Raw genomic sequence first — 1,886 nt, 5'->3', positions numbered from 1 at the left:
CCGGCGTAGGTCGGCCGGCGGCGCAAGATGTGTAAAAGAGCCAGCCCCCGCCGGGTTCGCGGCCGCCTGCCGGGACGTGCCCGCCGAGGTGCTCGGCGTGGAGTCCGCGCTGCTGCGCACGGCCGCGGGCACGGCGCCCGGCGGCGGGGCCGGTGGCGGGGCGGCCGTGCGCTCCCGCGGCGAGTTCACCCTGTACGCCGCCGAGGAGCCCCCGGTGCTGGAGCCCTCCCGGTCCGTGGCCGTCTCCGCGGACCCCGCCCACGCGCTCGCCGTCGCGGCGCAGGCGCCCGCGGACGACCTGGCCGAGGCGGCCGCCCACGCCTGGACCTCCTCCGCGTCCCTCGTCCCCGACGACGGCGCGGGACACGGCCTCGAGGCGCCGGTCGCCGCGGCGGGCCACCGGGTCTCGGGCGGCATCCTCGCCGAGCTGGGCGTGCTCACGGTGCCCCGGCTGCGCGGGCACGGGCTCGGCCGCTACGCGGCGGCCGTGGCGATGGACCGCGCCGCCCTGGAGGGCCTGCTGCCCGTGGCGCACGTGCGCGCCGGCCACACGCCCGGACACCACGTGGCGATCGCGGTGGGGCTGGAGCCGGTGGGGTCGCGGACGGTGCTCGCGCTCGGCTGAGCCGGCGGGGACCGCGAGGCTCAGCGCGGCCGCCCGGCTCAGCGCCGACGGCGCGGCTCAGCGCAGTCGGCCGACGCCGCGGGGGCGTCCCACGACCTGGCCGGCCTCCGGGGAGACCAGCGGCTCCTGGGCGGCGGCGATCCAGCCGGTCTCGGCGGCGTCCGCCGCGTCCCCGGCCTCGGCGTCCCCGGGCAGGTCCTCGCGCACGAGCAGCTCGGCGTCCACGGGGACGGAGCGCTTGAGCAGGGCCAGGGCCACGGCACCGGCCTCGTGGTGCTGGGCCGAGGAGGTCACGGCGCCCACGGGGCGCGCGGCCGCGCGGGCCTGCGGCGTGTCCTCGGCGGGGCGGAGGATCACCGGGGCGCCGTGCGGGGGCAGGGCGTGCACGGAGCCGTCCAGCATCAGGCGGGTGAGGCGGCGGGGCGGGCGGCCGAGGTTGTGCACGCGCGCCACGGTCTCCTGGCCGCGGTAGCAGCCCTTCTCCAGGTGGACGGCGGTGCGCAGCAGGTCCAGCTCGTGCGGCAGGGCGCGCTCGTCCACGTCCGTGGCCATGCGGGGCCGGCCGGCCTCGATGCGCAGGGCCTCGGCCGCCGTCGTGCCGGCCAGGGACCAGCCCTCCAGCGCGCCCGTGCCGAGCGTGCGGACGGTGGCCTCGAGGTCGGCCCGGGTGACGAGGTGCTCGCGCCAGCTCCAGTCCGCGCCCGGGTGGGCCTCGGGGCGCGGGTCCGCGGTGTAGGCCCAGCCGCCGACGCCCACGTGCGGCCACGGGTCGACCCAGACGGTGCGGTCCTCCCAGCCGGGCACGGGGGCGGTGGAGCCCACGACGGCGACGGTGCCGGTGTGGTCGCGCAGCGTCACCTGGTGGGAGAAGCGCATGGACGCGAGCCATGCGGCGAGGCCGGGGCCGTCCTCGCGGTCGGTGACGAGCCAGGCGGCGGCGCCGTCCTCGAGCAGGTGGGCGGCGTGCTCGATGCGCCCCTGGGCGTCGAGGAAGAGGATCTCCGTGCTGGTGCCCGCCGGCAGGTCCGCCACGTGCTGGGTGCCCAGGGTGTGCAGCCAGGTCAGGCGGTCCGGGCCGGAGACGGACAGCACGGCGCGGTGCGAGAGGTCCACGAGCGCCCGGCCGCGGGCCAGCGCGCGCTGTTCCGGCAGCGGGCGGCCGTAGTGGGCGGCCACACCCGCGTCCGGGCCGACGCCCTCGACGGCGCCGCCTGCCGGGCCGTGGGGCTCGGCCGACGCGAGGTCCAGCAGGGGGCTGCGC

The 1,886-nt window shown here is 79.8% G+C and carries 2 protein-coding genes; one reads left to right on the top strand and one right to left on the bottom strand.

Annotated elements, in window-relative coordinates; genetic code table 11:
• The coding region (locus NWP10_RS11810) for a hypothetical protein (protein WP_258301033.1) at window positions 1–625 on the top strand (625 nt) is incomplete at its 5' end.
• Window positions 626–682: 57 nt separating this feature from the next.
• On the opposite strand, the gene NWP10_RS11805 is transcribed toward NWP10_RS11810, so the two are convergent.
• A partial coding sequence (locus NWP10_RS11805) for a folate-binding protein YgfZ (protein WP_258301032.1) occupies window positions 683–1,886 on the bottom strand: 1,204 nt, incomplete at its 5' end.

The organism is Micrococcus sp. HG099 (genome assembly GCF_024723355.1).
In the GTDB taxonomy this organism is placed as follows: domain Bacteria; phylum Actinomycetota; class Actinomycetes; order Actinomycetales; family Micrococcaceae; genus Micrococcus; species Micrococcus endophyticus.
This window is presented reverse-complemented; position numbering and strand designations above follow the sequence as displayed.